The sequence below is a fragment of the Pigmentiphaga daeguensis genome (assembly GCF_039523035.1).
Taxonomy (GTDB): Bacteria; Pseudomonadota; Gammaproteobacteria; order Burkholderiales; family Burkholderiaceae_B; genus Pigmentiphaga; species Pigmentiphaga daeguensis.
This window is the reverse complement of sequence record NZ_BAAAEN010000004.1, coordinates 219,310-245,527: the sequence shown is the minus strand read 5'-3', so window position 1 is coordinate 245,527 and position 26,218 is coordinate 219,310. Positions and strand designations below refer to the sequence as shown.

Here is a 26,218-nt window from a genome sequence, read left to right as displayed (position 1 = left end):
CGCGGCGCAAGGGAAAAAGAGATGGAAACCGCACAACAAGCTTCCAAGAACCCCCGCAAGAAACTGCTGCTGGGCGCCGCAGGCGTGTTCGCCGTGGCCGCCGTCGCCTACGGCGCCTGGTGGGCGCTGGTGGCCCGCCATTACGAAGGCACCGACGACGCCTACGTGCAGGGCAACCTGGTGCAGATCACGCCCCAGATCGCCAGCACGGTCGTCGCCATCCAGGCCGATGACACCGACTACGTGAAGTCCGGCGATCCGCTGATCCTGCTGGACAAGGCCGACGCACAGGTGGCGCTGGACCAGGCCCAGGCCGCGCTGGCCCAGACCGTGCGCCAGGTGCGCACGCTGTACGCCAACAACGGCGCGCTGACCGCCAACATCGCGGTGCGCCAGGCCGACATCGAGCGCGCGAAAGCCGATCTTGCCAAGGCCCAGAACGATGCCAAGCGCCGGCAGGAGCTCGCCTCGTCCGGCGCGGTCAGCGGCGAAGAACTGCTGCACGCCGAAACCGCGGTCAGCAACGCCAAGTCGGCGCTGGCCTCGGCGCAGGCGGCCCTGGTGGCCGCGCGCGAGCAGCTCGCCACCAATACCGCGCTTACCGACGGCACCAGCGTCGAGCAGCATCCCAACGTCCTGGGCGCCGCGGCCAAGGTCCGCGAGGCCTACATCAACCTGTCGCGCACCACGCTGCCCGCGCCCGTGACCGGCTACGTGGCCAAGCGCAGCGCGCAGGTGGGGCAGCGCGTGGCCCCCGGCGCCTCGCTGATGACTATCGTGCCGTTGGACCAGGTGTGGGTGGATGCCAACTTCAAGGAAGTGCAACTGGGCCGCATGCGCATCGGCCAGCCCGTCACGCTGGAGGCGGATGTCTACGGCTCGAAGGTCGAATACCACGGCAAGGTCGCCGGCCTGGGCGCCGGCACCGGCAGTGCGTTCGCCCTGCTGCCTGCCCAGAACGCCACCGGCAACTGGATCAAGGTGGTGCAGCGCGTGCCGGTGCGCATTGCCCTGGATCCCAAGGAAATCGAGGCGCATCCGCTGCGCGTGGGCTTGTCCATGAACGTCTCGGTGGACGTGTCGTCCACCGACGGCCCCGCGCTGGCCGAGGCGACGCGCACCGAGCCCGCCTACTCGACCACGGTCATGGACCACGCCCGCGAGGATGCCGATGCCCTGGTGGCCGCCACCATCGCCCAGAACCTGGGCGGCCGCGCGGCCGAAGCCAAGCCCGCGATGGCCAAGACCTCGCCGCTGCACATCTCGACGCCCGTCCGTGCCGAGCTGGGCGGCGCGACGACGGTCGCTCGCCACGGCGCGGGCGTGATGTAAAGCCGCGCCGGCCACGGATGCTTCCATGACGACCAACGCTTCTTCCCCGGCGGCGGCCGACGAGCCCGCCGCGAACCCCGCGCCCGGCAGTCCGGCGGCGGCCCATCCGCCGCTGCAGGGCGGCCAGCGCCTGCTGGGCACGGTCGCCCTGTCGGCGGCGGTGTTCATGAACGTGCTCGACACGTCCATCGCCAACGTGTCGCTGCCGGCCATCTCGGGCGACCTGGGGGTCAGCACCAGCCAGGGTACCTGGGTGATCACCTCGTTCGCGGTGGCCAATGCCATCTCGCTGCCGCTGACGGGATGGCTGACCATGCGCTTCGGGCAGGTGCGGCTGTTCATCGCCTCGGTGCTGCTGTTCATCGTCGCGTCGTGGCTGTGCGGTCTCGCCCCCAACCTGGAATCGCTGATCGCGTTCCGCGTGCTGCAGGGCCTGGTGGCCGGCCCGATGATTCCGCTGTCGCAGACCCTGATGCTGGGCAGCTACCCCCGCGAGAAATCCGGCATGGCGCTGGCGCTGTGGGCCATGACTACCCTGGTGGCTCCCGTGGCCGGCCCCTTGCTGGGCGGCTGGATCTCCGACAACTATTCGTGGCCGTGGATCTTCTACATCAACATCCCCGTCGGCCTGGTGGCGGCATGGGTGAGCTGGAGCATCTACCACAAGCGCGAATCGCCCATCCGCAAGCTGCCCATCGACACCATGGGGCTGGTGCTGCTGGTAGTCTGGATCGCGGCGCTGCAGATCATGCTGGACAAGGGCAAGGAGCTCGACTGGTTCGCCAGCGGCACCATCGTGACGCTGGCCGTCATCGCCGTGGTCGGCTTCGTGTTCTTCATCATCTGGGAACTGACCGACCGGCATCCCGTCGTCGACCTGCGGCTGTTCGCGGGGCGCAATTTCACCGTCGGCGCGCTGACGTTGTCGATCGCCTACGCGGTGTTCTTCGGCAACGTGGTGCTCTTGCCGCTGTGGCTGCAGACGCAGATGGGCTACACCGCTACCGACGCCGGCATGGTGACCGCGCCCATCGGGTTGCTGGCCATCGTGTTCACGCCCATCGTCGGCCGCATGCTGGCGCGCACGGATCCCCGCATCCTGGTGACCGTCGCCTTCGGCGTGTTCGCCGCGGTCAGCTTCATGCGTTCGAACTTCACGCCGCAGGCCGACATCGTGACCCTGCTCGAGCCCACGGTGATCCAGGGTGCGGGGATGGCGGCCTTTTTCGTGCCCCTGGTGTCGCTGACCCTGGCCGGATTGCCGCCTGACAAGATCGCCAGCGCCTCGGGCCTGTCGAACTTCCTGCGAATCACCGCGGGGGCGTTCGGCACTTCCATCTCGACGACGATGTGGGAGGACCGGGCGGCCATGCATCATGCCCACCTGACCGAGCACATCGCCGCCGGCAGTGGCGCCACGTCGCAGGCGCTCTCGAGCATGCAGGGCGCGGGCATGTCGCCGGACCAGGCGCTGGCGTCGGTCAACAACCTGATCAACGGGCAGGCGCTGACAATGTCCGTGGTCGACATCTTCTACGGTTCGGCCATCATCTTCCTGGTGCTGACCGCTATGGTCTGGCTGGCCAAGCCGGGCAAGCGCGGCGCGGGCGCCCCGGTCGATGCGGGCGGCGCGCACTGAAGGGCGGGGCGGCGGCCGTGAAATTTACGGCGGCCTCGCGAACGACTATATTCCATCGGATTTCCCCGGCAGCAGCAATCCGATGACCCGGTCTTACCTTTCCCGGCCCCTGGCCATGCTCGGGCTTGCCGGCCTGCTGGTGCTCCAGGGGTGTGCCCCGATGGCGCCAGGCAAGGCCGGCCTGGACATCGACACGTCCGTCAGCGCACGCAGCCAGGGCAGCCGCGTGCGGTTCATCGTGCTCCACTACACGGTGTCCGAGTCGCCGCGGGCGCTGGGCATACTCAGCCAGGGCGAGGTCAGCAGCCATTACCTGATCACCGACGACGAGCCGCCGCGCATCTACCGGCTGGTGGACGAGAGCCGCGCCGCCTGGCATGCCGGCCAGAGCGAGTGGGGCGGCTATACCTGGCTCAATCGCAGTTCGATAGGCATAGAGATCGTCAATCGCGGCCCGGTCGGGACCGCCGCCGACGGCACGCCGGCCTGGCAGCCGTACCGGCCGTCGCAGATCCGGGCCGTGAAGGCGCTGGTGCGAGACATTGCCGAGCGCCACGGCGTCGCGCCCGAGAACATCGTCGGCCACAGCGACATCGCGCCGCTGCGCAAGCAGGACCCCGGGCCGCTGTTTCCGTGGCGCGAACTGGCGCGCGAGGGCGTGGGGCGATGGTATGACGAATCGGTGGCCCAGGCGCTGGGGGCGCGCTTCGCTGCCCAGGGGCTGCCCGACATGGCTTCGGTCCGGCAGCAACTGGCCCGGGTGGGCTATGCGGTGCCGCCCCTCGAGGCGCCCGAGCGCGAGATGCGGGCGGTCGTCGCGGCGTTCCAGATGCACTACCGGCCCGCGCGCTACGACGGCGTGCTGGATGCCGAGACCGCCGGCGTGCTGGCGGCGCTGGTGGCAGCGTCGGGGCCGGCGGGCGCGGGCGATGCGTCGGCCTGGTAGGAACCCGGGGGACGCCGGCCTAGTTCTTGGTCCCGAAGAGGCGGTCGCCGGCGTCGCCCAGCCCCGGCACGATGTAGGCGTTCTCGTCCAGGTAGTCGTCCAGCGACGCCAGGTACATGGGAACGTCGGGGTGGTGGTCGCAATAGACCTGCATGCCCTCGGGCGAGGCCACCAGCGCGACGAAGATGATGTTCGAGGCCGGCACGCCGCGCTTTTTCAACGCCTCCACGGCGTGGGCGGCCGAATAGCCCGTGCCTATCATCGGATCGCACAGGATGAAGGTGCGGCCTTCCAGCTCCGGCAGGCGCACGAGGTATTCCACCGGCCGGTGCTGATCGTCGCGATACAGGCCGATATGGCCGACGCGGGCCGAGGGCACCAGGTCCAGCAGTCCGTCCGCCATGCCGCTGCCCGCGCGCAGCACCGGCACCACGGCGAGCTTCTTGCCGGCGATCACCGGCGCGTCCATCGGCGTCATGGGCGTCTCGATGGGGCGCAGCGCCAGCGGCAGGTTGCGGGTGACCTCGTAGCCCATCAGTTGCGAGATTTCGCGCAGCAACTGGCGGAACGTCCGCGTCGACGTGTTCTTGTCGCGCATGTGGGTCAGCTTGTGCTGGATCAGCGGGTGATCGAGGATGAACAGGTTGGGAAAGCGCGGATCGGTCTTCACATGCGTACCTTGAGGATGGGCGGACGGCGCCTCGGCGCGGCCGATATTCTCCGCGATTGTATGCGCGATTAGAATGCGGCATGACCATTGCCCATCAAGGAGATTCCAGATGTCCAAGGCGATACGCATCGAGCAGCATGGCGGCCCCGAAGTGCTCAAGCTGGTTGACGTCGACGTGCCCGCCCCCGGTCCCGGCGAAGTCCGGATCCGGCAGCACGCGGTCGGCCTGAATTTCATCGACATCTATTTCCGCACCGGCCTGTATCCTGCCCGGCTGCCCGCCGTGCTGGGGTTCGAGGCGGCGGGCGTGGTCGACGCTGTGGGGCCCAAGGTCCGGCACCTGAAGGTGGGCGACCGCGTGGCCTATGGGCAGAGCCCGCTGGGCGCCTATGCGGAAGTGCGCAACATGCCCGCCTTCCAGGTGGTCCGCATCCCGGACGGCGTCGGTTTCGACCAGGCCGCGGCCATCATGCTCAAGGGGCTGACGGTGCAGTACCTGTTCCGCCAGACCTACCGCCTGCAGGGCAACGAGACCATCCTGTTCCACGCCGCGGCCGGCGGCGTCGGCCTGATCGCATGCCAGTGGGCGAAGGCTTTGGGCGTAAAATTGATCGGTACGGTGTCCTCGCCGGAAAAGGCGGCGCTGGCCAAGGCCAACGGCGCGTGGCAGGTCATCGACTACAGCCGCGAGAACGTGGCCGAGCGCGTGCTCGAGCTGACCAAGGGCAAGAAAGTGCCGGTGGTCTACGACGGCGTGGGCAAGGACACCTGGGAAACGTCGCTCGACTGCCTGCAGCAGCGGGGCCTGATGGTCAGCTTCGGCAACGCGTCGGGCGCGGTCACCGGGGTCAACCTGGGCATCCTGGCGCAGAAGGGATCGCTGTTCGTGACGCGGCCCACCGTGGCGCATCACGTGGATACCCTGGAAAAAATGCAGGCCGCGGCGGCCGACCTGTTCGAGCTGGTCGTCGCGGGCAAGATCAAGCCGCGCATCGAGCAGCGCTTCAAGCTCGAGGACATCGCCCAGGCCCACGAGTCGCTGGCCGCCCGCAAGACCACCGGCTCCACCGTACTAGAGGTGTAGGGGGATAGGACTGAACATGAAATGGATCATCGTCGCGCTGTACCTGGGCGCCATCGGCTACGTGCACTTCCGGGGCAAGGTCCGGCTGCGCTTCTTCAGGCAGTTGTTCGACCATTCCTCGATCGTGGCACCCGTCAACGCGTTCATGTACCTGTTTTCCCGGGTGCCCGCCGTGCCGTACATCCCGGTGCGGCAATTGCCGGCGCTGCAGGCGCTGGACGACAACTGGGAGGTCATCCGCGACGAGGCGGTGAAACTGCGCGACGCGCAGCGCATCCGCGCGGCGGAAAAGAACAACGACGCGGGTTTCAACTCCTTCTTCAAGTCGGGCTGGAAACGGTTCTACCTGAAGTGGTACGAGGCCCAGCATCCGTCCGCGCACGAGTACTGCCCCCGCACGGTCGAGATCCTGCGCGGCATTCCCGAGGTCAAGGCCGCCATGTTCGCCGAACTGCCGCCCGGGGCGAAGCTCAATCCCCACCGCGATCCGTTCGCCGGCTCGCTGCGCTACCACCTGGGGCTGGAGACGCCGAACGACGACCGCTGCTTCATCGAGGTGGACGGCGAGCGCTACAGCTGGCGCGACGGGCAGAGCGTGGTGTTCGACGAGACCTTCATCCACTGGGCCGAGAACGGGACGGACCGCGACCGCATCATCCTGTTCTGCGACGTCGAGCGTCCGCTGCGCTACCGCTGGGCGCAGGCCTTCAACAAGTGGATGGGGCGCAAGGTCATGACCGCCGCCAGTTCGCCCAATGAAGAGGGCGACAAGACAGGCCTGATCAACAAGCTGTTCTATGTCGTCTGGGTGGCCGGGCAGTATCGCCGCAGGCTCAAGAACTGGAACCGCACGGTTTACCGGCTGACCAAGGCAGCCCTGATCATTGGCGTGGTCGCGCTGATCATCTACATCTGAGCCAGAGGCGCGGCCTCGGGGCAGCAGGCAACGGCCATGGCGGCGAGCGCCATGGCCGTTTTTCATAGTCCCCGCGAGCGGGCGAAGGTTCCCAGGGCCAGGCCGGTCGTGGCGCACAGCGCCATCAGCGGCAGGGCATGGGACCAGTCCGGCACCGGGCCGGACAACGTGACGGCCCAGGTCACCAGCGGGGCGGCCGCGAACTGGCCCAGGTTGGAGCCCTGCAGGAACAGCCCCTGGAGGCTGGCGATCTGGTCCGGACTCTTGGCCAGGCGCGGCGATGCCGACAAGGTGGCCGCCGGCAGGGTGCCGCCGATCAGGTTCAGGCTCAGGCAGGCCATGAAGCGGACGGCATCCGGCAGCCAATCCGAGAAGATCGCGCAGGCCGACAGGCCGACGACGACATGGGCCGTCATGATCAGCGAGCTGCCGCGCAGGCCGCGCTGCAACAGCGAGGCGCCGAGCACCGAGCCGCCGGCGTTGAAGAAGATCACGACGGCGGTCAGCAGGGAGGCGGTGCGCAGCGACAGCCCGCGTTCCTGGATGGCCCAGGTCGGCAGGAAGGTCATTACCGTGAAGAACTGGATGGCGTAGAACGTGAACGAGAGCCCCAGCACCCAGGGCACGAGCTGGCGCAGCCCGCCCGTCAGCTTGCGCCAGTCCAGCGAGCGCGCCGCCGGCCTGGCATGGACATAGCGCTTGCGCCAGTGTCCCATCCAGACCGCGCACACGGCCGTCACGCCGGCGATCAGCGTCCATAGCAGGCGCCAGTGGCCGTCCTCGAGCAGCAACGGTGCCGTCAGCAGCGCGAAGCTGATGCCCAGCGGCATGTAGGCCGACCAAAGGGCCAGCACCAGGCGGGTCTGGTGCGGCGCGCTGAGCGCCGTCAGCAGGGCGGGTACCGACACGACGATTGCGATCTGCCCGGTGCCTTCCAGGATGCGGCTGGCCAGCAGCATGGCATAGCTGTCGGATACCGCGCCCAGCAGCCCCCCGGCCATCAGCGCGCACAGGCCGGCGAGGGTGAAGCGCCAGGCGCCGACGCGGCCGGAGACGAGTCCCATGCCTGCCGCGCACAGGGTGGCAATGGTGCTGAACAAGGAAACGACCCAGCCCACCTCGCGCAGGCTCAAGCCCAGGTCCTGCTGCAGCAGCGGCAGCGCGGGGGGCATCTTGCCCACGCACAGGGCGACCAGGATGCCGCAGGCCACGCCCAGGCCGACACCGGGCCAATCGGTGCGTTGGGAACCTCTGTCGAGGGCCATGCGTCAGGCCTTGCCCAGGACGATCTTCATGGCGGGCAGCAACTGGGCCGCCGTTTCCGGGCGCTCGAGCGCGTATTCCAGGTTCATTTGCGCGACATCCACGTGTTCCTCGGCCAGCGCCTGCGCACGGGCACCTTCGCCTTTCTCCATGGCCTGGACCAGCCGGTGATGCTGCAAGTGGGCGTAGACCATCCACTTCTGCCGTTCGTCCCCGGTGTTCTGCATCGGCAGCATGGTGCTGGGCGAGGCGAAGGGCAGGCGATTGTTCATTTCTATGGCGCGCGCCAGGGCGAAGTTGCCGGCGGCATCGATGATCAGCTTATGGAAGCGATCGTTCATTTCCCCGTACAGGGCATAGTCGTCATAGGTCATCTCGGCCTTGTTGACCGCGCGGTCGCCGTCCTGCAGGCAGGCCCGCAGGTCCAGCGACAACTGGCGCGAGACGCCATGCTCGGCCACCAGACGGGCGGCCATGCCTTCCAGGTGGCCGCGCACCGCGATCGCATCGTGGATCTCGCGCGGCGTGAAGCGCCGCATCATGTAGCCGTTGGTGGGCGAGGGCTCGATCAGCCCTTCCTGTTCCAGGGCGGCCAGCGCCAGGCGAATGGGCGTGCGCGACACGCCCAGCTTCTCGGCCAGCGGAATCTCGGCCAGACGTTCGCCGGGCGTGAATTCCCCTTTGAGTATCAGGTCCCGCAGTTGCACCAATACGCGCGTCTGTTGCGATTCCAATGTCGCTCTCCTTTGCGGGTGCGGCGCGTGCCCCTCGAGGCGCGGCGCGATCACCGGCGCTCATTGTATCCAATTGATTGGCTGGATCCAGTTTTATGATTCTGGGGCATTCTTCAGCTATGGAGGCCCCCGTTCAAGGTCAGGCTAGGGAAAACGATGTGGTTGTTTAAGTTTTTGAAAAATAAAGATAATTAATGATTCATGGCATTCTTCGCAATGATGCGTGATCAAGATCGGCATGGCATGGGTTTACATCGTTGGATCCATAGAATAGTATCTTGCATACATCGCATCGTCCCATTGGAGTTCGTATGTCCCCTGAACAGAATCAACGCATCACCCGCGTGGGGGTGGGTACGCCGGCCGGCAACCTGCTGCGCCGGTACTGGCAGCCCGTTGCCCTGGTCGACGAACTGGAGGGCGATCGCCCGGTCCGCCCGGTCAAGCTCATGGGGCAGGACTTCGTCTTGTTCCGCGACGAGCAGGGACGCTACGGCCTGCTCGATCGGGACTGTCCGCACCGCGGCGCCGACCTGGCCTTCGGGCGCCTGGAGGATGGCGGACTGCGCTGCCTGTTCCATGGCTGGCTGTTCGACGTCGATGGCGCCTGTCTGGAAACGCCGGCCGAGCCGGAAGGCAGCAAGCTGCCCCAGCGCATCAGGCAGAAGTCCTATCCCGTGGTCGAGAAGAGCGGCCTCCTGTTCGCCTACATCGGCGAAGGCGAGCCTCCGGCGTTTCCCCACTTCGACTGCTTCGTCGCCCCGAACGAATACACCTTCGCCTTCAAGGGCTATCTCGACTGCAACTGGCTGCAGGCGCTAGAGGTCGGCATCGACCCCGCCCACGCTTCGTACCTGCACCGCTTCTTCGAGGACGGCGATACCGAGGCCAGCTACGGCAAACAGTTCCGCGGCGCGTCGGCCGACTCCAACCTGCCCATCACCAAGGTGCTGCGCGAGTACGACCGCCCCGAGATCAAGGTCGATCCGGCCAACTACGGGCTGCGCCTGACCGCGCTGCGCCGGCTGGGCGGCGAGCAGACCCACGTGCGCGTGACCAATCTCGTCTTCCCCCAGGCCTTCATCATTCCCATGAGCTCCGAGATGACGATCGCTCAATGGCATGTGCCCATCGATGACGAAAGCTGCTACTGGTACGCCATCTTCACCAGCTTCGGCCAGCCGGTGAACAAGCAGCAGATGCGCGAGCAGCGCCTGGCGCTGTACGAGCTGCCGGACTACATGCCGCGCGTGGGCCGTTTCAACAACTACGGATACAACGCCAAGGAGCAGGCGACGCAGACCTACACCGGGATGGGGCACGACATCAACGTGCACGACCAGTGGGCCGTGGAATCGCAAGGCAAGATCCAGGACCGTACCCGCGAGCACCTGGGCTCCACCGACAAGGGCATCGTCGCCTATCGTCGCCTGCTGCTCGAGGCCATCGACCAGGCCGAGCGTGGCGAAAAGGCCCTGATGATGATCGATGAGTCGCAGGCGGGCGAATTCACCGGCCCGCCGTCCATCGACGGCATCGGCCCGGACGATACCTGGAGCGATTACTGGAAGGTCGCGGACGAGAAGCGCCGCAAGAGTTCCGAGTGGGCCGCGTAGGGGGCGACATGTCTTTCGTTGATCGGTTCGGCCTGTGGTCCGAGGTCCAGCAGCAAGCCGCGCGCGACGTCATCGCCGCCCTCGAGAGCGGCAAGCTGGATGTCGTGCGTTTTTCCTTCCCCGACCAGCACGGGATCCTGCGCGGCAAGACGCTGGTGGCCCAGGAGGCGGTGCGCGCGCTCAAGAGCGGCGTCACCATCACCACCACCATGTACGCCAAGGATACGTCGCACCGGACGGTGTTCCCGGTGTTCACGTCCGGCGGCGGCTTCAGCCGCCCCGAGATGCAGGGCGCCGCCGACGTGCTGATGGTGGCCGATCCCACCACGTTCAAGGTCCTGCCCTGGGCGCCCAATACCGGCTGGCTGCTGTGCGACACGTATTTCCAGACCGGCGTACCCGTGCCGTTCGACACCCGCCAGCTGTTCCGCAAGACGCTGGCGAACCTGAACGAAGCCGGGTATGGCCTGATCACGGGGCTGGAGGTCGAGTGCCACGTCTTCAGGGTGGCGCAGCATCACATGCGCCCGGAAGACGCGGGCCAGCCCGGCCAGCCAGGCGTGCCCCCGGATGTCGAACTGATGTCGCACGGCTACCAGTACCTGACCGAGCTGCGCTATGACGCGGTCGACGCGGTCATGGAACTGGTGCGCAAGACCACGCAGCAACTGGACCTCCCGCTGCGTTCGCTGGAAGTGGAGTTCGGTCCCAGCCAGTTCGAGTTCACCTTCGCGCCGGGCGATGCGCTCAAGACCGCCGACGACATGATCCTGTTCCGCAACGCGGTCAAGCAGGTCTGCCGCCGCGAAGGCTTCCATGCCACTTTCATGTGCCGCCCGCGCATCCCGAACGTCGTGTCCAGCGGCTGGCACCTGCATCAATCCCTGCGCCGCCTGTCCGACGGCAGCAATGCCTTCGTGCCCGCCGAGGCGGGCCAGGACCTGTCGCCGGTGGGGCGCCACTACCTGGGCGGGCTGCTCGCCCACGCCTGCGGCGCCACCGCGCTGTCCACGCCGACGCTCAACGGCTACAAGCGCTACCGGCCGTATTCGCTCGCGCCCGATCGGGCGATCTGGGGACGGGACAACCGTGGCGTCATGCTGCGCGTGCTGGGCGGCGTGGGCGACTCCGCGACCCGTATCGAGAACCGGGTGGGCGAACCCGCGGCGAATCCCTACCTGTATTTCGCGTCCCAGGTGCTGTCGGGCATGGATGGCATCGCCCGCGCCCTCGATCCCGGGCCGTCGGCCGATGCGCCCTACGAGACCCAGGCCGCCAGCCTGCCGCATACGCTGACCGAGGCGCTGGGATGCTTGCGCGACGATCCGGTGCTGCGCGAGGGGCTGGGGGCCGGCTTCGTGGATTACTTCTGCCACATCAAGGAAGCCGAGATCGCCCGCTTCAATCTCGAAGTGAGCGAGTGGGAACAGCGCGAGTACTTCGAACTGTTCTAGGGGAGGTTTCCCCCCCGACGCGCTGACGCGCGCCCCGCATGGTGGGCCCCCAGCCGCTACGCGGCAGCCCCCCAAGGGGGCCGGGACCCGCCTCGGGGCGGCCCGGCGCCGGGTCCCGAGGGGCGATGCGCGCGGCCTGGCAAAGCAGGATCCGCGGTTTCCTGGATCAGTTGCTCGCGTCTTTGTGATAGCTCGTGACGAGGTCGACTTCGTTCTTCGAGCCCAGGATCACGCTGACGCGTTCGTGCAGCGCGGCGGGCTCGATGTCCAGGATGCGCTGCAGGCCGTTGGTCGAGGCGCCGCCGGCCTGTTCCACCAGCATGCTCATCGGGTTGGCTTCGTACATCAGGCGCAGCTTGCCGGGCTTGGTCGGTTCGCGCGCATCCCACGGGTACATGAAGATGCCGCCGCGGTTCAGGATGCGGTGCACGTCGGCCACCATGGAGGCGATCCAGCGCATGTTGAAGTCCTTGCCGCGCGGTCCGGTCTTGCCGGCCAGGCATTCCTCGATGTAGCGCCGCACCGGCGGTGCCCAGTGGCGCATGTTGGACATGTTGATCGCGAATTCCTTGGTGTCGGCGGGAATGCGGATGTTTTCCTGGGTCAGCACCCACGAGCCGACTTCGCGGTCCAGGGTGAAGCCGAACACGCCGGTGCCCACGGTCAGGATCAGCATGGTCTGCGGGCCGTACAGCGCGTAGCCCGCCACGACCTGCTGCGAGCCCGGCTGCAGGAAGTCCTGCTCGGTGATCTCGCGGCCACGGGCCTCGGCGGGCGCGCGCAGCACCGAGAAGATCGTGCCGATGGACACGTTCACGTCGATGTTGCTGGAGCCGTCCAGCGGGTCGAACAGCAGCAGGTATTCACCCTTGGGGTAGTGGGTGGGAATGAGGTGGACGGTCTCCATTTCCTCGGAGGCCATGGCGGCCAGCTGGCCACCCCACTCGTTGGCTTCCAGCAGGATTTCGTTGGACAGCACGTCCAGCTTCTTCTGCACCTCGCCCTGGATGTTCTCGGTTTCCAGGCTGCCGAGCACGCCGCCCAGCGCGCCCTTGCCGACCGCGTGGCCGATGGCCTTGCAGGCGCGGGCGACGATTTCGACCAGCAGGCGGACTTCGGCGGGCAGGGCGGCGGCCCCGCGCTGCTGCTCGATCAGGAATTGGGTAAGCGTCTTGCGCTTCATGCGGCGATCTCCAGGGCTTTAGAAACGATTTCGGTGACGTTGCGCGACAGGCCGGGATGGCTGCGCACCTGCTGCAGCGCCTGGCGCATGGGGTCGCTCAGTTCGGGTACGTAGCGGACCCAGCGGTCCAGCGCACGGGCCAGGCGAGCCGCGATTTCCGGGTTGAGGGCGTCCAGCGCCAGGACCTGGCTGGCCCAGTAGCGGTAGCCGCTGCCGTCGGCGCGATGGAAGCCGTAGGGATTGTTCAGGCAGAACTGGAAGACCAGCGAGCGGGCGCGGTTGGGATTGCGCAGCGAGAACGCCGTATGGGCCATCAGGCCTTCCACGGTCTGGACCGTGGTGCCCCGGGCGGTCGCCTGCAGGGTGAACCATTTGTCCACCACCAGCGGGTCGTCCTGCCAGCGGTCGTAGAAGTCGGCCAGCACCCGCGCGGCGGCGTCTGGCGCGCCGAAGTTGACCAGCGAGGAGAGGGCCGACAGCCGGTCCGTCATGTTGCGCGCCGTGTCGTATTGGCGCAGTGCCAGTTCCGCCGCGCCGTCCACGCGGCCGGCCATCAGCGTGGCCAGCGCGAGGTTCTTCAGCGCGCGCTTGCCCGCGCTGACCGGATCGGGCGAATAGTCCCCCGGCGTCTGGTTGGCATCGATGGCGGCGCGCCAGTCGTCCGCCAGCGCGCGGCCGAGCGCGCCCAGGGTTTCGTCGCGCACGGCGGCCAGCGCCACCGGATCGACCTTGGCCATGTGTTCGGCCAGCGTCTTCTCCGACGGCAGCGTCAGGGCGCGAGCCCGGTAGGCGGCATCCAGCCCCGGCGCGGCCAGCACCGAGCGCCAGGCTTCGATGAAGTCGCCATGCAGCACGAAGGGCTTGCCCTCCTGCCGTTCGCGGGTGGCCGCCAGGATGACGCGGGTAGCCAGTTGCTGTCCGGCTTCCCAGCGGGCGAAGGCATTGCCATCGTGCTTCATCAGCAGCGCGAGCTCGTGATCGGTGTAGTCGTATTCGACGATGACCGGCGCGGAAAAGTCGCGCAGCAGCGAGGGTACCGGCCTGGCGTCGATGTTCTCGAACGTCCATTGCGCGTGCTCGGTGGTCAGTTCGAGCAGCGCGGTGTCGCGCACCTCGTGTCCGCCCGCCTGCTCGAGCGGCAGGGCCCGGCCTTGGGCATCCAGCAGGCCGATGGCGAAGGGAATGTGGAAGGGCTGCTTGGCCGGCGCGCCCGGCAGGCGCTCCACGCCCACGGGTTCGCAGCGCTGGGCGAGCGTGACCGTGCACCGCCGCGTTGCGGCGTCGTGCTCGATCGTCACCCGCACCCGCGGCGTGCCGGCCTGGCTGTACCAGCGCCTGAACACGGACAGGTCGCGTCCGGGGTGATCCTGCACGTAGACCGACTCCATCGCGGCGACGAAGTCGTCGCAGGTGACGGCCTGGCCATCGTGCCGGCGGAAGTACTCGGCCAGCCCGCGCGTGAAGCCCGCGGGCGTCAGCAGGGTCTGCTGCATGCGAATGACTTCCGCCCCTTTCTCGTAGACCGTGGCGGTATAGAAGTTGCCGATCTCCTGGTAGCTCTCGGGCCGGATGGGGTGCGCCATCGGGCCGGCATCCTCGGGGAACTGCGCGGCCCGCAGCGTCACGACGTCGTCGATGCGCTTGACCGTGCGCGCGCTGGCGGCCGCCTGCGCGTCCAGTCCCTGCGCCATCATGTCGGCGGTGAATTCCTGGTCGCGGAAGACGGTCAGGCCTTCCTTCAGGCTCAGTTGGAACCAGTCGCGGCAGGTGACGCGGTTGCCGGTCCAGTTGTGGAAATACTCGTGCCCGATCACCGCTTCGATCGCGCTGAAGTTGGCGTCGGTGGCGCTTTCCGGGTCGGCCAGCACGTAGGCGGCGTTGAAGATGTTCAGGCCCTTGTTCTCCATGGCGCCCATGTTGAAATCGCGGGCGGCCACGATCATGAAGCGGTCCAGGTCCAGTTCGAGCGAGAAGCGTTGCTCGTCCCAGCGCACGGCGCGCTCCAGCGACTCCAGCGCGTACTGCGTCTTGGCCTCGCTGCCGGGGTCGCTGTAGACCTGCAGCAGCACCTCGCGGCCCGAGCGGGTGCGCATGCGGGACTCGCGCCAGGTCAGGGTGCCCGCGACCAGCGCGAAGAGGTAGCAGGGCTTGGGAAAGGGGTCTTCCCAATGCGCTTCGTGGCGGCCATCGGGCAGGTCGGCCTGCTTGACCAGGTTGCCGTTGGACAGCAATTGCGGGAAGCGTTTCTTGTCGGCCCGCAGCACCACCGAATACCGCGACATGACGTCGGGCCGGTCGGGGAACCAGGTGATGCGGCGAAAGCCCTCGGCCTCGCACTGCGTGAAGAAGACGCCGTTCGAGATATAAAGCCCCATCAGCGCCGAATTGGCCTCGGGCCGGCAGCGCGAGACGATCTCGACCTGCGCCTGGACGCCCAGGTCGTCCAGCGTCAGGGTGCTGCCGTCCACCTGGTAGTGTCCGCTCCAGTCCCGGCCGTCCACCTTGACGGCGACCAGTTCCAGTTCCTCGCCGTCCAGGACCAGCGGGCCTTCGCCGGTACGCCGTACCTCCAGCAGCGAACGGACCAGGGTGTCGGCGGGGTCGAGGTCGAATTCCAGCCTGACCGTCGCGATGTCATACGGAAACGGAAGGTAATTCTGGCGTCTGATGGTGACGGGAGTATCGGTACGCATGATGGCGGAAACGAGTGGCGGCGCAGGGATGGGATTGTAGCGGGGCGGGGCGGGACGCGTCGGCCGAGAACCGAAACACCTCGTGTCGGTCCAAGCGCCATAACGGTTAAATTACGATTCTTGCTGCGGACGCGAAAGCACCATGTCGATATCCAAATGTAATTCTTTCTTCGGACGGGGCGGCTGGACATGGGCCAGCCGCGTCGCGAAGGTGGCCGCCGTGGCGTTGCTCGCGGGCTGCGCGACCACGGTGCCGGCCCGCGTCACGACCTTCCAGCAATGGCCGGCCGATGCCGTCGGCGCCACCTGGAAATTCGATACGTCCGCGGCGCAGCGGGACAGCCTGGAATATCGCGAATACGCCGACATGATCCGGTCGGGCATCGGCCCCACCGGCATGGTCGAGGCCGAGGCGGGCAAGCCCGCCCGCTTCACCGTCAGCTTCTCGTACGGCGTCGAGCCGGTGCAGGTGCGCATCGAGCGTCCGGCCTACGATCCCTTCTACGGGCCCTGGGGGCCGTGGGGCTACGGCTGGGGCGGCTTCGGCTATCGCGGCCGCGGCGGCATGGGCTTTGCCTGGGGGCCCCCGTATCCGCCGACCTGGACGTCCACCACGGTAGACGCATCCCGCGCGTCGCTGCGGGTGGAGATCCGGGACGCCAGGCAGAACGGGCAGAAAGTCTACGAGTCCACGGCCGTGAGCACCGGCTCGGGCGACTCCATTCCGCAGGTGATGCCCTACCTCGTGCGGGCGATCTTCGATCGTTTCCCCGACACGAACGGACAGGTCCGGGACGTCACCTACGAGGTGGAGCAGCGCAGGTAGCGCTCGCGCCTCAGCCGGCCCGGGCCGGCGGCGGGCTGATCTTCAGCCCCGCCAGGAAGTCGTCGATGACGCGGCCGCCCACTTCGGTGATGTCGAAGTCGCCAGGTTCCAGCATCCAGTCCATGAACAGGCCATGCATGATGGCGTGCAGGCCCAGGGCGGCTATGCGCGGGTCGGTGTGGGGCGGAAGCTGCCCCAGGGCGATGGCGCGGCGGAAGCCGTCTTCGTAGCGGCCCAGGGCGACCTTGCGGCTTTCCACGTGGCGACGGCGCATGTCCGCCGTTTCCGCCACATATTCGCACTTGAACAGCAGGATCTCACAGACCCGCTGCGCGCTCGCGCCCTCGGAGATCAATTGCATGGCGCCGACGGCGCTGCGCCGCAACTGGTTGAGCGGATCCGGGGAGTTGGCGTCGCAACTGCGCTCGAGCGCATCCTCGATCGGCATCTTGACCCGCTGCAGCATCGCGTCCAGCAGGTCCGTCTTGTTCTTGAAGTGCCAGTAGATCGCGCCACGGGTTACATTGGCGGCCGCCGCGATATCCTGCAGCGACGTGTGCGAGACGCCTTGTTCGCTGAAGATCTGCTCGGCGGTTTCGAGAATGCGGGTGCGGGTTTCGAGCGCTTCCTCTTTCGTTTTGCGTACCATGGCCATGCCCAGCCGGTGGTGTCCGGCATCAGCCTGGAAGGCAGCCGGACGGAGGTGTGTGAGTGAATGGGCTATCTAGCTAAGGTGCCCCTGCGCAATGCTTATATACATGCATGAATGTATGTAAGCATACCATGTTTTGGCTTGTTTGACTGAGGAGAGGGCGCATGGCTGCCCAGATATTGGCATTCGTGGGGCTTCTGGCGTTATCCAACACATTCATGACGTTCGCATGGTATGGACACCTGCGATACGCCCATGGCAGTCCGTGGTATCTGGCCCTGATGGCGAGCTGGGGGCTGGCTTTTTTTGAATATGCAATCATGGTGCCCGCGAACCGCTACGGCTTCGATTTCCTTAGCGTAACGCAGATGAAGATATTGCAGGAGGTGGTGACGCTGACGGTGTTCGTGCCGTTCGCCTTGCTGTTCATGGATGAGCGGCTGCGGCTGAACCATTTATGGGCGGCGTGCTGCCTGGTGGGCGCGGTTTATTTCGCCTTCAAGAAATAATTCACGACCGTAATAATCCGAGGCTTTGGACGGGTAAACCTTTCCGGTAACAATCAAAAAGGTGGTTTTACGGATATGAATCGTAAAACCACCTTTACAAAGGCCCTGCCGGCCTGCGCCGTATTACTGGGCGATGAGAAACTGGTCGCGCGTCGCGCCGCCGGCTTCGGCCGCCACCAGCCAGCGCGGGGGTTTGCCGCGGCCGGTCCAGGTTTCGCCGGTTTCGGGATGGCGGTACTTGGGAGCGACCTGCTTGGCGGGTTTTGCCGCGCTGGTCTTGGCGGCGGTGCCGCTCGCCCGCTTGCGGGGCGCCCCGCCCTTGGCCTGGGCGGCTTTCAACTCGTCCAGCGTGATCGAGAATTCCTGCATCGAGCGAAGAATGGAAGCGATGACAGGCTGGCGTTGTTTCTGGCGAACGCTTTCCGCTTTTTCCTGAAGCTTGCGGATTTGGGCCTGCAGTGATTGGTAGGTATCTTTAGCCATTTTTGTCCAGGTGGTTTTTTCAGGCGAAGGGCAGAGGAAATACTCGATTTGGAACGCGGGATTGCCAGCGCATTTTAGAAGCGAATTTTCCAAGCTGTGAAGCCCTTATGTGAAAACGGATACATTTTCAAAAGAATAGAGCGCCATTTGCGCCGGAAGTTCATTCGGAAACCTACTTGGGTAATTTCCCGGAGTCGCCTGCGCAAGGCCGTCCGACTCCGGAATTTTTGAGGAACGGCCGCCGCGGGCGGCCGCATGAAAAGACATGGCTCTACGTTCGGTGGTTTACAAGGCGGTACTGCAGGTAGCGGACATGGACAGGGGGTACTACGCGGAACATTCCCTGGTCGTTGCGCGCCATCCCTCGGAAACCGATGAAAGAATGATGGTGCGGGTACTGGCCTTCGCGCTGAATGCGGACGAGGAGCTGGCGTTCGGCAGGGGGCTGTCGACCGACGACGAGCCGGATCTATGGCGCAAGGATCTGACCGGTGCCGTGGACGTCTGGATAGAAGTGGGCTTGCCGGACGAGAAATGGCTGCGCAAGGCATGCGCCCGCGCCGCGCGGGTGGTGCTCTATGCCTATGGCCGCACCGCCGACGCGTGGTGGCGCCAGAACCAGGACAAGGTGGCGCGGCTGGATAATCTGCAGATTTTCCGGCTGGCCCCCGACGATACCGCCGCGCTGGCCCGGCTCGCGGAACGAAACATGCAGCTGCAATGCAACGTGCAGGAAGGCCAGGCCTGGATGGGTAATGGCGAGCGGGACGCCACACTGACGCCGGAAAGGCTGCATCCCTCATTATGAATAGGGTTTTTGGACGCCATGGGATGCCATGAACGTCCGCGTTTTTGGTGCTAGGATAAAAAAGCAAAGTGGTTACGAGTTTGGTCTACCGAAAAGCGCCGACCTAGGGGGATCTTTGCCTGTGCGGGTTGAGCGCCGATAAAAACGCGCGTCTGTCGCGACTGACAGGTTGTGGAATACGGAAAACCCTACATGAATGCACTTTTTTCTCAGGCGGAACGTCGGCTTTCGGCTTTACCCATTCCCGTTCAACTCATACTGCCCGATGGCACCCGGCTGGGGGCCGACAATGCGAAGGTCGGGTTCAAGCTCAGGACATTGCGATCCGTCTCCCACCTGGTGCGGGGGCGTATCGGCCAATTGGGCGAAGACTATGTCGAGGGGCGCGTCGACATAACCGGCAACATGCGCGACCTGATGGCGGCGGCCGCCGCCATACTGACGGAGTCGCCCGTGGACAATTCCCCGCCCGGCTGGCTGTCGGAACTGGGGCGCAAGGCGACGTCGGCCATGCGCCACACCATGGACCGCGACGCGCGGCAGATCCAGTTCCACTACGACCTGTCCGATGATTTCTACGGCCTGTGGCAGGACCCGCGCCGCGTCTATTCGTGTGCCTATTACCGCGATTCCGGCATGACGCTGGCCCAGGCCCAGGAAGCCAAGCTCGACCATATCTGCCGCAAGCTGCGGCTCCAGGAAGGCGAGCGGTTCCTGGACATCGGCGCCGGATGGGGCGGCCTGCTGCTGTGGGCCGCCGAGAACTACGGCGTCGACGCCACCGGCATCACCCTGTCCAAGAACCAGCATGCGCACGTCAATCGCCTGATCGAGGAAAAGGGGCTGCAGAACCGTGTCCGGATGGTGCTGCTGGATTATCGTCAGTTGGAGGAAACCCAGCCCTACGACAAGATCGCGTCCGTCGGGATGTTCGAGCACGTCGGGCGTGCCCAGCTGACCGCCTATTTCTCGAAGATCCGCCGGCTTCTGCGCCCGGGCGGCCTGGTGATGAACCACGGGATCACCTCCGGTGGCACCTATAACGCCCAGCTCGGCAGCGGAATGGGAGACTTCATCGAGAAGTACATATTCCCGGGCGGGGAACTGGTGCATGTCAGCAAGGTGCTGGAGACGCTCAGCGACGGCGGGCTGGAAGCCGTCGACGTCGAGAATCTGCGCCCCCATTACGCGCGCACGCTGTGGGCCTGGAGCGACGGGCTCGAGGCCAAGCTGGACGAGGCCTACCGGATCTTGCCGGGCGAGCAGGGCGCCAAGTCCGTGCGGGCCTACCGGCTGTACCTGGCCGGCTGTGCCATGGCGTTCGAGCAGGGCTGGATTTCGCTGAATCAGGTGCTGTGCCAGCGTCAGGGCGTATTCGATGCAAGCCAGCTCGACGAGCCGGCCGGCCAGGCGTATCCGTTCCGCCGGGATTACATCTATCGCTGAGGTGCCGGCAGGCACCGCCGAAGCAATGAGCCCCGCCTAGGCGGGGCTCGCGCATTGCGGCGGGGTGTTCACGCGGCGGTCAGAGCGACGCCGCGGAGAACGTGTCGCAGTTGCCCGGATTGCCGCTTTCCAGTCCACGTTTGAACCAGCGCACGCGCTGGGCCGATGTGCCATGCGTGAAGGCGTCCGGGACCACGTAGCCCTGGGCTTCCTTTTGCAGGCGATCGTCGCCGATGGCCGAGGCGGCGTTCAGGGCGGCTTCCACGTCGCCGGGCTCCAGGATCTGCCGGGCCCGATTGGCGTGATAGGCCCAGACGCCGGCGTAGCAGTCGGCCTGGAGTTCCATCCGCACCGACAACTGGTTGGCCTCGACCTGGCTGGAGCGCCGCTGCAGGCGATTGACCTTGTCGGCCGTGCCCAGCAGGTTCTGGACATGATGTCCGATCTCATGGGCGATCACATAGGCGCGGGCGAAGTCCCCCGGGGCGTTCAGGCGACGCTGCATTTCCTCGAAAAAGCTCATGTCGAGATAGACGCGGGCATCGCCGGGGCAGTAGAACGGCCCCATGGCCGCCTGGCCCGTGCCGCACGCGGTATTCGTGGCGCCCGAGTACAGGACCAGCTTGGGCTCGGTGTAGCGGCTGCCGGACGCGGTGAATAGCTGGCTCCAGGTGTCCTCGGTATCGGCCAGCACCTTCGAGACGAACTGGGCCTGCTTGTCGTCGGCCGGTGGCGGTCCCGACGATTCCTGGACCGACTGGCCGGGGCCGGAGGCCAGGTCCAGAACCACGGATGGATCGACGCCGAAGTACATGGCGACCAGCGCCAGCACCACCGCGCCTATGCCCAGTGAACCGCGGCCCGCCAGGCGGGGACCGCCGCCGCGCCGGTCTTCGATGTTGCTGCTTTCTCGGCCATTGTCCAGACGCATGGGGCTTCCTCTGTCCTTTATCGTTCGATGCGGTGCGCGGGCGCACGGCCAGAATATAAACCGATCCGGTCCGGCGCGGCCTCGCTCCCGCCGAGCCGCGGAGGAGGCGGGGTGTTGTTTATGCCGCAACGATGGCGGAGCAAAATCGCAAAAGGCGCAGCAACGGGCCGCAAAAATGTGGGAGCATTTCTCCTCGGGAGCGCATGCTGCGCTAGGCGCGACGCAAGCCGGGAAAAGCCCTAGCCCTGCAAGGGGTTAATGCCTACTTGACATATTCTCGCGCTCAACTGACGAAACAAAAAAATTCGTTCTTTTTATACAAACATCCATGAATGTTTGTATAATCGCCTGCTTCATGATGTCCGCAATGTCTTCCCGTCCGCACCCGGCGCGCGCCAGGCCGCCGGACGCGCAAGGCTTTCGTCATCCCGGGATTTCGACTACGTTTCGGCTTCATCCGTGCCGCGACGTCTATGCCTAGAGGAATGCTATGCAACGCAAAAGACGCTCACCCTATCTGCTAGGCGCGGTATCGCTGGCGACCCTGCTGGCGCTGTCTGCTTGCGGCAAAGGAAACGGTGGCGCGCAGCAGGGCGCGGGAGCGCCTCCTCCGATGGAGATCGGCACGGTCACCATCACGCCGACCAAGGAAGTCATCGTCAACGAACTGCCCGGGCGCCTGGAAGCGACCCGCATCGCCGAGGTCCGCGCGCGCGTGGCGGGCATCGTGCTGCAGCGCGCGTTCCGCGAGGGCAGCGACGTCAAGGCGGGCCAACTGCTGTTCAAGATCGACCCGGCCCCTTTCCAGGCCGACTACAACAGCGCCAAGGCCAATCTCGAGCGCGACGAAGCCAACCTGTACCAGGCCCGCATGCTGGCCGAGCGCTATGAGCCGCTGGTGAAGGCGAACGCGGTCAGCAAGCAGGAGTACGACAACGCCGTCGCTTCGTACAAGCAGGCGCAGGCGGCCGTGTCGGCCACCAAGGCCGCGCTGGACCGGGCCAAGCTCAGCCTGGACTATGCCACCGTCACGGCCCCGATTTCCGGCCGCATCGGCCGCGCGCTGGTTACCGAGGGCGCGCTGGTCGGCCAGGGCGAGGTCACGCCGCTGGCGGTCATCCAGCGCCTGGATCCGGTCTACGCCAACTTCACGCAGTCCGTGGCGCAACTGAGCCAGCTGCGCGCGGCCTTCGATAGCGGCAAGATCAAGCAGGTCGCGCCGAACGAAGCCCGTGTCTCGCTCGTGCTGGACGACGGTTCGCGTTATCCGCTGACCGGCAAGCTGCTCTTCTCGGACGTCACGGTCGATCAAAGCACCGGCCAGGTCACGCTGCGCGCCGAGTTCCCGAACCCGAACAACGTCCTGCTGCCGGGGATGTACGTGCGGGTGCGGGTCGAGCAGGGTATCGACGAGGCGGCGCTGACCGTGCCGCAGCAGGCGGTGCAGCGCGGCGCCAACGGCGATGCGTCGGTCTACGTGGTCGGCGCCGAGAACAAGGTCGAGCCGCGTCCCGTCAAGACCGGCGCCGCGGTGGGCGATCGCTGGATCGTGACCCAGGGCCTCAAGCCCAACGACGTGGTCATCGTCGAAGGTTTCCAGAAGGTGCGTCCGGGCGCGCAGGTCAAGCCCGTACCCTGGAAGCCCGCGGCCGAACCCGCGCCGGCGCAGCCGGCTGGCCAGCAAGGCAGCAAGTCGTGATCGGTACCGTGCCCGGCGCGCGATCCGCCCCGGGTGCGCGGACCGGTGAAGACCGGTCCGGTCGAGACGCAGGCAGGGCGAACCCGGCTTCGTCAAAGTCGAGCCGGGTCCTGTCGGGCCGCCCGAAGCATCTCTAAGAGAGTCACCAGACATGTCGCAATTTTTCATTAGCAGGCCGATTTTTGCCTGGGTGGTCGCGCTGTTCATCATCCTGGCAGGCGTCCTGGCCATTCCCAACCTGCCGGTGTCGCAGTACCCGGCGGTGGCGCCTCCGGTCATCTCGGTGTCGGCCACCTATCCCGGCGCGTCGGCCGAAACGGTGGCCCAGTCGATCACCAGCCTGATCGAGGACGAGCTCAACGGCGCGCAGGGCATGTTGTATTTCGAGTCGCAGAGCAACTTTGGCCGCGCCGAAATCGACATCACCTTCGCGCCGGGGGTCGACCCCGACCTGGCCGCGGTGGACGTGCAGAACCGCATCAAGCGGGTCGAGTCCCGCCTGCCGCAATCCGTGCTGCAGCAAGGGCTGCGGGTGGAGAAGGCCAGCACCAACTTCCTGCTGGTGCTGACCTTGTCCTCGGAAAGCGGCGAAACCGATGCCGTGGGCCTGGGCGACTATCTGACCCGCAACGTGCTGAGCGAGATCCGCCGTATCCCCGGCGTGGGCCGGGCGCAGCTGTTCGCCTCGCAGCGGGCCATGCGCATCTGGATCGATCCGGCCAAGCTGGTGGGCTACAAGCTGTCCACGGCCGACGTCAATGCCGCCATCGCCGGCCAGAACGTGCAGTTACCGGCGGGCGCCATCGGCGACCAGCCCAATCTGCCGGACCAGCAGATCACCGCCACCATCTCGGTGCGCGGCCAGCTGGCCACGCCCGAGGAGTTCGGCAACATCGTGCTGCGCGCGAATCCGGACGGCTCGTCCGTGCGCCTGCGCGACGTCGCGCGCATCGAGGTCGGCGCCGAGACCTACGCGTTCTCGTCGCGCCTGAACGGCAAGCCGACCGCCGCCGTGGCGGTGCAACTGGCGCCCGGCGCCAACGCGCTGTCGGCGGCAGAGGGCGTCAAGGCCAAGATGGAAGAGCTGGCGGCCTATTTCCCCGCCGACTACAAGTACGACATCCCGTACGACACCTCGCCCTTCGTGAAGGCGTCGATCGAGAAGGTGCTCCATACCCTGGTCGAGGCCATGGTGCTGGTGTTCCTGGTGATGTTCCTGTTCCTGCAGAACTTCCGCTACACGCTGATCCCGTCCATCGTGGTGCCGATCTGCCTGATGGGCTCGTTCGCGTGCATGCTGATCGCCGGGTTCTCGATCAACGTGCTGACCATGTTCGGCATGGTGCTGGTGATCGGTATCCTGGTGGACGATGCCATCGTGGTGGTGGAGAACGTCGAGCGCATCATGGTCGAGGAAGGGCTGCCGCCCAAGGAAGCCACCCGCAAGGCCATGGGCCAGATCAGCGGCGCCATCATCGGCATCACACTGGTGCTGACGGCCGTGTTCCTGCCGCTGGCCTTCATGAGCGGCTCGGTGGGCGTGATCTACCGGCAGTTCTCGCTGGCCATGGCCACGTCCATCATGTTCTCGGGCTTCCTAGCGCTGTCCCTGACGCCGGCGCTGTGCGCCACGCTGCTCAAGCCGATCCCCAAGGGCGCGCATGACGAGAAGAAGGGCTTCTTCGGCTGGTTCAACCGCAGCTTCAACCGGACGGCCGACGGCTACCAGAACTGGGTGGGCCGCCTGCTGGCCAAGACCGGGCGCTACATGGTCATCTATGCGGCGATCCTGGCCGTGATGGCCTATACGTTCCTGCGCCTGCCGTCGTCGTTCCTGCCGGCGGAAGACCAGGGCTACGTGATCACCGACATCCAGACGCCCCCGGGCGCCTCGGCCAACCGCACCCGCGAGGCGGTCGAGGTCATGGAAGCGCATTACTCCGAGCGGCCGTCGGTGAAGTCCATCATCACCATCCTGGGCTTCAGCTTCTCGGGCATGGGCCAGAACGCGGCGCTGTCGTTCGCCACCCTCAAGGACTGGTCCGAGCGCGGCGCGGACGAATCGGCGCAGGCCGAGGCCGCGCGCGCCAACGGCAGCTTCTTCGCCCGCATCAAGGACGCCATGGTGTTCTCGATCGTGCCGCCGGCCATTCCCGAACTGGGCAACGCGACCGGCTTCACGTTCCGCCTGCAGGACCGTGGCGGGCTGGGCCACAACGCGCTGCGCGACGCCCGCGACCAGTTGCTGGGCGCCGTCGCCAAGAGCTCCGTGATCGCGTACGCCCGCGTCGAAGGCCTGGAGGACGCGCCTGAACTGCGGCTGCTGATCGATCGCGAGAAGGCCAACGCCCTGGGTGTGTCGTTCGATTCCATCCGTTCGGCGCTGTCCACGTCGGTGGGCTCGGCCGTGGTGAACGACTTCATCAACGCCGGCCGCGTCCAGCGCGTGGTCGTGCAGGCCGAGGCCGGGGACCGCATGTCGCCGGACGATCTGCTGCGCCTGTACGCCGCCAACTCGAGCGGCGGCCTGGTGCCGTTCTCGGCATTCGCGTCGTCCGAGTGGGCCAAGGGGCCGGTGCAGGTGATCCGCTACAACGGCTATCCCGCCTACAAGATCTCGGGCGATGCCAAGCCGGGCTTCAGTACCGGCGAGGCCATGAGCGAGATGGAGCGCCTGGTGCGCGAGCTGCCCCCGGGCATCGGCTACGAATGGACGGGCCAGTCGCTGCAGGAGCGCGTGTCGGGTGCCCAGGTCCCCATCCTGCTGACCCTGTCGCTGCTGGTGGTGTTCCTGGTGCTGGCCGCGCTGTATGAAAGCTGGTCCATCCCGTTCTCGGTGATCCTGGTGGTGCCGTTGGGGATCCTGGGCGCGGTGCTGGCGGTGACGCTGGTGGGCATGCCCAACGACGTGTTCTTCAAGGTAGGCCTGATCACCATCATCGGCCTGTCGGCCAAGAACGCGATCCTGATCGTGGAATTCGCCAAGGACCTCTATGCCGAGGGCAAGGGCCTGGCCGAGGCCACGATCGAGGCGGCGCGCCTGCGTTTCCGCCCCATCGTCATGACTTCGCTGGCGTTCATCCTGGGTGTGCTGCCGCTGGCCATCGCCACCGGCGCGAGCTCGGGTGCGCAGCGCGCCATCGGTACCGGCGTGATGGGCGGCATGATCTCCGCCACGCTGCTGGCCGTGTTTCTGGTGCCCGTGTTCTTCGTGGTGGTGCTGAGGCTGTTCAAGACCAAGCCCGAATCGCTGCATGTCATGGGGCACCATGACGACGAGCCGAACAAGGGCGACGCCGGCGCGGCGGGAACGGTCAAGCATGAAGGAAACTGA

At 66.3% G+C, this 26,218-nt stretch carries 21 protein-coding genes; 13 read left to right on the top strand and 8 right to left on the bottom strand.

What is annotated here, in order from left to right:
• The first annotated feature begins 21 nt into the window (after positions 1-21).
• The 3 genes from ABD104_RS07860 to ABD104_RS07850 all read left to right on the top strand — a co-directional run bounded on the left by ABD104_RS07860 (position 22) and on the right by ABD104_RS07850 (position 3,917).
• Positions 22-1,332 (top strand): HlyD/EmrA/EmrK family protein, encoded by a 1,311-nt coding sequence (locus ABD104_RS07860; protein ID WP_087841023.1) that lies wholly within the window; start codon positions 22-24, stop codon positions 1,330-1,332.
• A gap of 25 nt (positions 1,333-1,357) precedes the next feature.
• Positions 1,358-2,971 (top strand): DHA2 family efflux MFS transporter permease subunit, encoded by a 1,614-nt coding sequence (locus ABD104_RS07855; RefSeq protein ID WP_087841024.1) that lies wholly within the window; start codon positions 1,358-1,360, stop codon positions 2,969-2,971.
• A gap of 82 nt (positions 2,972-3,053) precedes the next feature.
• Complete coding sequence (locus tag ABD104_RS07850) at positions 3,054-3,917, top strand: N-acetylmuramoyl-L-alanine amidase (RefSeq protein WP_303395847.1); 864 nt, start codon at positions 3,054-3,056, stop codon at positions 3,915-3,917.
• Between the two features lie 19 nt (positions 3,918-3,936).
• On the opposite strand, the gene upp is transcribed toward ABD104_RS07850, so the two are convergent.
• Positions 3,937-4,587, bottom strand: coding sequence for a uracil phosphoribosyltransferase (gene upp, locus ABD104_RS07845; protein WP_087841025.1), 651 nt, complete (start codon positions 4,585-4,587; stop codon positions 3,937-3,939).
• Positions 4,588-4,696: 109 nt separating this feature from the next.
• On the opposite strand from upp, the gene ABD104_RS07840 reads away from it, so the two are divergent.
• Complete coding sequence (locus ABD104_RS07840) at positions 4,697-5,671, top strand: quinone oxidoreductase family protein (protein ID WP_279813782.1); 975 nt, start codon at positions 4,697-4,699, stop codon at positions 5,669-5,671.
• A 16-nt stretch (positions 5,672-5,687) separates the two neighbouring features.
• Positions 5,688-6,587, top strand: a complete 900-nt coding sequence (gene lpxO, locus ABD104_RS07835) for a lipid A hydroxylase LpxO (RefSeq protein WP_087841027.1) — start codon at positions 5,688-5,690, stop codon at positions 6,585-6,587.
• Positions 6,588-6,649: 62 nt separating this feature from the next.
• On the opposite strand, the gene ABD104_RS07830 is transcribed toward lpxO, so the two are convergent.
• Both ABD104_RS07830 and ABD104_RS07825 read right to left on the bottom strand, forming a co-directional pair.
• The gene (locus ABD104_RS07830) at positions 6,650-7,852 is read right to left on the bottom strand and encodes an MFS transporter (protein WP_279813785.1); all 1,203 of its coding nucleotides are present in this window, start codon (positions 7,850-7,852) and stop codon (positions 6,650-6,652) included.
• Between the two features lie 3 nt (positions 7,853-7,855).
• A complete protein-coding gene (locus ABD104_RS07825; RefSeq protein WP_087841029.1) occupies positions 7,856-8,584 on the bottom strand; it encodes a GntR family transcriptional regulator in 729 nt (242 codons plus the stop codon).
• A 311-nt stretch (positions 8,585-8,895) separates the two neighbouring features.
• On the opposite strand from ABD104_RS07825, the gene ABD104_RS07820 reads away from it, so the two are divergent.
• Entirely contained in the window at positions 8,896-10,200 is a 1,305-nt protein-coding gene (locus ABD104_RS07820; protein ID WP_087841030.1) for an aromatic ring-hydroxylating dioxygenase subunit alpha, read from the top strand.
• An 8-nt stretch (positions 10,201-10,208) separates the two neighbouring features.
• A complete protein-coding gene (locus ABD104_RS07815; protein ID WP_132980393.1) occupies positions 10,209-11,654 on the top strand; it encodes a glutamine synthetase family protein in 1,446 nt (481 codons plus the stop codon).
• 166 nt (positions 11,655-11,820) lie between these two features.
• On the opposite strand, the gene ABD104_RS07810 is transcribed toward ABD104_RS07815, so the two are convergent.
• Both ABD104_RS07810 and pepN read right to left on the bottom strand, forming a co-directional pair.
• Complete coding sequence (locus ABD104_RS07810) at positions 11,821-12,837, bottom strand: class 1 fructose-bisphosphatase (RefSeq protein ID WP_087841818.1); 1,017 nt, start codon at positions 12,835-12,837, stop codon at positions 11,821-11,823.
• The gene (pepN, locus tag ABD104_RS07805; RefSeq protein ID WP_132980394.1) at positions 12,834-15,530 is read right to left on the bottom strand and encodes an aminopeptidase N; all 2,697 of its coding nucleotides are present in this window, start codon (positions 15,528-15,530) and stop codon (positions 12,834-12,836) included. The genes ABD104_RS07810 and pepN overlap by 4 nt, the downstream gene beginning before the upstream one ends.
• A gap of 142 nt (positions 15,531-15,672) precedes the next feature.
• On the opposite strand from pepN, the gene ABD104_RS07800 reads away from it, so the two are divergent.
• Entirely contained in the window at positions 15,673-16,356 is a 684-nt protein-coding gene (locus tag ABD104_RS07800) for a DUF4136 domain-containing protein (protein ID WP_279813797.1), read from the top strand.
• A gap of 10 nt (positions 16,357-16,366) precedes the next feature.
• Here ABD104_RS07800 and ABD104_RS07795 read toward each other — a convergent pair whose 3' ends face one another.
• Positions 16,367-17,005: a TetR family transcriptional regulator gene (locus tag ABD104_RS07795; protein ID WP_165963284.1), complete on the bottom strand. Its 639-nt coding sequence runs from the start codon at positions 17,003-17,005 to the stop codon at positions 16,367-16,369.
• A 167-nt stretch (positions 17,006-17,172) separates the two neighbouring features.
• Here ABD104_RS07795 and ABD104_RS07790 point away from each other — a divergent pair, with 167 nt between their 5' ends.
• A complete protein-coding gene (locus ABD104_RS07790) occupies positions 17,173-17,517 on the top strand; it encodes a DMT family protein (RefSeq protein ID WP_087841814.1) in 345 nt (114 codons plus the stop codon).
• Positions 17,518-17,640: 123 nt separating this feature from the next.
• On the opposite strand, the gene ABD104_RS07785 is transcribed toward ABD104_RS07790, so the two are convergent.
• Positions 17,641-18,000 carry an H-NS histone family protein gene (locus ABD104_RS07785; RefSeq protein WP_338618463.1) on the bottom strand — a complete coding sequence of 120 codons (360 nt, stop codon included), beginning with the start codon at positions 17,998-18,000 and terminating at the stop codon, positions 17,641-17,643.
• 265 nt (positions 18,001-18,265) lie between these two features.
• Between ABD104_RS07785 and ABD104_RS07780 the strand changes: the two genes are divergently transcribed.
• Positions 18,266-18,808, top strand: a complete 543-nt coding sequence (locus tag ABD104_RS07780; RefSeq protein WP_087841812.1) for a YaeQ family protein — start codon at positions 18,266-18,268, stop codon at positions 18,806-18,808.
• Positions 18,809-19,000: 192 nt separating this feature from the next.
• On the top strand, positions 19,001-20,254 hold the full coding sequence (locus tag ABD104_RS07775; RefSeq protein WP_087841811.1) for a class I SAM-dependent methyltransferase: 1,254 nt from the start codon (positions 19,001-19,003) through the stop codon (positions 20,252-20,254).
• Positions 20,255-20,333: 79 nt separating this feature from the next.
• Here ABD104_RS07775 and ypfJ read toward each other — a convergent pair whose 3' ends face one another.
• Positions 20,334-21,185 (bottom strand): KPN_02809 family neutral zinc metallopeptidase, encoded by an 852-nt coding sequence (gene ypfJ, locus ABD104_RS07770; protein WP_343927339.1) that lies wholly within the window; start codon positions 21,183-21,185, stop codon positions 20,334-20,336.
• Positions 21,186-21,675: 490 nt separating this feature from the next.
• On the opposite strand from ypfJ, the gene ABD104_RS07765 reads away from it, so the two are divergent.
• Positions 21,676-22,884, top strand: coding sequence for an efflux RND transporter periplasmic adaptor subunit (locus tag ABD104_RS07765; protein WP_087841809.1), 1,209 nt, complete (start codon positions 21,676-21,678; stop codon positions 22,882-22,884).
• A 151-nt stretch (positions 22,885-23,035) separates the two neighbouring features.
• Positions 23,036-26,218, top strand: a complete 3,183-nt coding sequence (locus ABD104_RS07760; protein ID WP_087841808.1) for an efflux RND transporter permease subunit — start codon at positions 23,036-23,038, stop codon at positions 26,216-26,218.

Excerpts from the sequence above, each read along its gene's own strand:
- ABD104_RS07800 (WP_279813797.1), top strand. The coding sequence starts at position 15,673 with ATGTCGATATCCAAATGTAATTCTTTCTTCGGACGGGGCGGCTGGACA.
- ABD104_RS07855 (WP_087841024.1), top strand. The coding sequence starts at position 1,358 with ATGACGACCAACGCTTCTTCCCCGGCGGCGGCCGACGAGCCCGCCGCG.
- ABD104_RS07775 (WP_087841811.1), top strand. The coding sequence starts at position 19,001 with ATGAATGCACTTTTTTCTCAGGCGGAACGTCGGCTTTCGGCTTTACCC.
- ABD104_RS07785 (WP_338618463.1), bottom strand. The coding sequence starts at position 18,000 with ATGGCTAAAGATACCTACCAATCACTGCAGGCCCAAATCCGCAAGCTT.
- ABD104_RS07815 (WP_132980393.1), top strand. The coding sequence starts at position 10,209 with ATGTCTTTCGTTGATCGGTTCGGCCTGTGGTCCGAGGTCCAGCAGCAA.
- ABD104_RS07795 (WP_165963284.1), bottom strand. The coding sequence starts at position 17,005 with ATGGTACGCAAAACGAAAGAGGAAGCGCTCGAAACCCGCACCCGCATT.
- pepN (WP_132980394.1), bottom strand. The coding sequence starts at position 15,530 with ATGCGTACCGATACTCCCGTCACCATCAGACGCCAGAATTACCTTCCG.
- lpxO (WP_087841027.1), top strand. The coding sequence starts at position 5,688 with ATGAAATGGATCATCGTCGCGCTGTACCTGGGCGCCATCGGCTACGTG.
- ABD104_RS07840 (WP_279813782.1), top strand. The coding sequence starts at position 4,697 with ATGTCCAAGGCGATACGCATCGAGCAGCATGGCGGCCCCGAAGTGCTC.
- ABD104_RS07765 (WP_087841809.1), top strand. The coding sequence starts at position 21,676 with ATGCAACGCAAAAGACGCTCACCCTATCTGCTAGGCGCGGTATCGCTG.
- ABD104_RS07780 (WP_087841812.1), top strand. The coding sequence starts at position 18,266 with ATGGCTCTACGTTCGGTGGTTTACAAGGCGGTACTGCAGGTAGCGGAC.
- ABD104_RS07860 (WP_087841023.1), top strand. The coding sequence starts at position 22 with ATGGAAACCGCACAACAAGCTTCCAAGAACCCCCGCAAGAAACTGCTG.
- ABD104_RS07810 (WP_087841818.1), bottom strand. The coding sequence starts at position 12,837 with ATGAAGCGCAAGACGCTTACCCAATTCCTGATCGAGCAGCAGCGCGGG.
- ABD104_RS07820 (WP_087841030.1), top strand. The coding sequence starts at position 8,896 with ATGTCCCCTGAACAGAATCAACGCATCACCCGCGTGGGGGTGGGTACG.
- ABD104_RS07850 (WP_303395847.1), top strand. The coding sequence starts at position 3,054 with ATGACCCGGTCTTACCTTTCCCGGCCCCTGGCCATGCTCGGGCTTGCC.
- ABD104_RS07790 (WP_087841814.1), top strand. The coding sequence starts at position 17,173 with ATGGCTGCCCAGATATTGGCATTCGTGGGGCTTCTGGCGTTATCCAAC.
- ypfJ (WP_343927339.1), bottom strand. The coding sequence starts at position 21,185 with ATGCGTCTGGACAATGGCCGAGAAAGCAGCAACATCGAAGACCGGCGC.
- ABD104_RS07830 (WP_279813785.1), bottom strand. The coding sequence starts at position 7,852 with ATGGCCCTCGACAGAGGTTCCCAACGCACCGATTGGCCCGGTGTCGGC.
- ABD104_RS07760 (WP_087841808.1), top strand. The coding sequence starts at position 23,036 with ATGTCGCAATTTTTCATTAGCAGGCCGATTTTTGCCTGGGTGGTCGCG.